Consider the following 1,695-nt stretch of genomic DNA (forward strand, 5'->3'; position numbering starts at 1 on the left):
TATTGTTTTACAGTGTGCAAAAGGAAGAAGGTCAAAAAACCAGTCCTTTAAATAAGTCGGCTTTCGTGGCTGTTTTCCTGCTGATGCTGGTCAGTCCATTAATGGTAATGTTTGCTAAACCTTTAACTGATATGACCACTCAGATTGCTGGACAGTTATTCAACGGTCAGGCATATATTGATGCTGTATTAAGTACAGTTCCATATGGAGGAGATAACAGCAAATGATTCTTCAGCGACTATTTCCCCATCCATTCCTCACGCTGATTTTGGGGGGTATCTGGTTATTATTGAATAACACCATCAGCCCTGGTCATATCGTGCTGGGCGCAGTGTTGGCAATTTTAATTCCGTGGCTGACCTCCAGTTACTGGCCTGAAAAAATCAGTATTCGGCACCCATGGATGTTATTGCTCTATGTGCTTAGAGTATTGTATGAAATTCTGGTAGCCAACGCCGTCGTAGCCAAATTGATCCTGGGGCCTCAAAAGAATTTAAAACCGGGCTTCCTGCATTATGAACTGAAATTAACCAGTTCTGTCGGCATCGGGCTGTTAGCCAATACCATTTCTTTAACACCAGGAACTGTCAGTTGTGATCTCTCAAAAGATCGCCGCTATTTATTGATTCATGCGCTACATATTGATGACGTTGAAGCGATCAAAACTGATATTCATCGAAAATTCGAGAAGCCATTGCTGGAGATATTTGTCACATGCTAAATCTGGCCTTATCACTCGCATTCATCATGGTCGGTTTAGCGATTTTGCTAAGCTTTATCCGGCTGATTATTGGTCCGAATACACCAGACCGAATCCTGGCTTTGGATACCTTATACATCAACTCCATTGCATTGCTGATTCTGCTGGGTATAAACCTGCAAAGTGCTCTGTATTTTGAAGCGGCTTTATTAATCGCCGTAATGGGTTTTATGGGTACGCTCGCGCTAAGCAAATATCTGCTGCGCGGCGATATCATGGAATAGAGGCAATTATGCTTGAATGGGTCTTAGCTATCTTGATTTTAATAGGTGCGTTTTTCACGCTGGTGGGTTCAATCGGCCTGTACAAACTATCCGATTTTTATATGCGCTTGCATGGCCCGACCAAGGCCAGCACACTTGGCGTGGGAGCTATTCTGATTGCCTCGGCAATTCATTTCAGTTTTAAAACAGATGGTGTCAGCTTGCATGAAATCCTGGTGACGCTTTTTCTCTTTATTACTGCACCGGTAAGCGCACATCTGATGGCAAAAGCTGCCATTCATATCAAAGTTAAACAGGTGGAACGTACCCGCCAGTTGGAAAAATAAATTGACCGAAGTTGAACCACGTAAGCCCCAAATCTGGGTTGATGCCGATGCCTGCCCGGTGGTAATAAAAGAAATCCTCTATCGTGCTGCTACCCGAACAGAAACCCAAACCACTTTTATTGCCAATCATAGCTTAAGATTACCGCCCTCACCTTTTCTCAAATTCCAGCAGGTGCAATCCGGTTTTGATGTCGCGGACAATGAAATTGTCGAACGTCTGATGAAAGGTGATTTAGTCATCACCGCCGATATCCCGCTTGCCGCCGAAGCGATTGAAAAAGGCGCATTGGCTTTAAACCCAAGAGGTGAACTGTATACTACAGACACTATCAGCGCCCGACTGACCATGCGTAATTTTATGGAAACCATGCGTAGCAGCGGCGTG

Annotated in this window: 4 protein-coding genes and 1 pseudogene; all 5 read left to right on the forward strand. The window is 44.2% G+C overall.

Annotated elements, in window-relative coordinates; genetic code table 11:
• Positions 1-227: pseudogene (locus B3182_RS02890) on the forward strand (monovalent cation/H+ antiporter subunit D); the annotation flags it as partial.
• Positions 224-721, forward strand: a complete 498-nt coding sequence (locus tag B3182_RS02895) for a Na+/H+ antiporter subunit E (RefSeq protein ID WP_292751458.1) — start codon at positions 224-226, stop codon at positions 719-721. The pseudogene B3182_RS02890 and the gene B3182_RS02895, both read left to right, overlap by 4 nt.
• On the forward strand, positions 715-984 hold the full coding sequence (locus B3182_RS02900) for a K+/H+ antiporter subunit F (RefSeq protein WP_292354030.1): 270 nt from the start codon (positions 715-717) through the stop codon (positions 982-984). Before B3182_RS02895 ends, B3182_RS02900 begins: the two co-directional genes overlap by 7 nt.
• An 8-nt stretch (positions 985-992) precedes the next feature.
• Positions 993-1,310 carry a Na+/H+ antiporter subunit G gene (locus B3182_RS02905; RefSeq protein ID WP_292354027.1) on the forward strand — a complete coding sequence of 106 codons (318 nt, stop codon included), beginning with the start codon at positions 993-995 and terminating at the stop codon, positions 1,308-1,310.
• Between the two features lies 1 nt (position 1,311).
• Positions 1,312-1,695: YaiI/YqxD family protein (locus B3182_RS02910; RefSeq protein ID WP_292751461.1), on the forward strand; the 384-nt coding region annotated here is incomplete at its 3' end.

It is taken from the genome of Methylophaga sp. UBA4204 (assembly GCF_002379485.1).
Lineage (GTDB): Bacteria > Pseudomonadota > Gammaproteobacteria > Nitrosococcales > Methylophagaceae > Methylophaga.